We start from the raw sequence: 269 nt of genomic DNA, 5'->3' as shown, positions 1-269 counted from the left end.
CTTTTCGGATTGCTTCCACCAACTCATCTTTATCTCCATCATAAGGTTTTGCGTTCCGACCACCCAATACCTTGCTGGCATGTACACGCTCAGCCTTCATGGCAGACAAGAAGCGAGCAAAAACTCACTCCGTGATGATTGGCAGCGGCACACCTAAATCGAGAGAATTCTGGCTTGTCCATTTTCCAGTTCCCTTTTGGCCGGCAGTATCAAGAATCACATCAACCATTGGTTTACCGGTTTCTTGATCCACTTTTGTAAAAATATCA

General features: G+C 45.4%; 1 pseudogene. It reads right to left on the bottom strand.

What is annotated here, in order from left to right:
- A pseudogene (locus RYX56_RS22690) lies at positions 1-269 on the bottom strand (NADP-dependent phosphogluconate dehydrogenase); the annotation flags it as partial.

The organism is Alkalihalophilus lindianensis, from assembly GCF_032843265.1.
GTDB classification, from domain to species: Bacteria; Bacillota; Bacilli; order Bacillales; family Bacillaceae_D; genus Alkalihalophilus; species Alkalihalophilus lindianensis.
The sequence above is the reverse complement of the archived record's forward strand: the minus strand, read 5'-3'. Positions and strand labels throughout refer to the sequence as shown.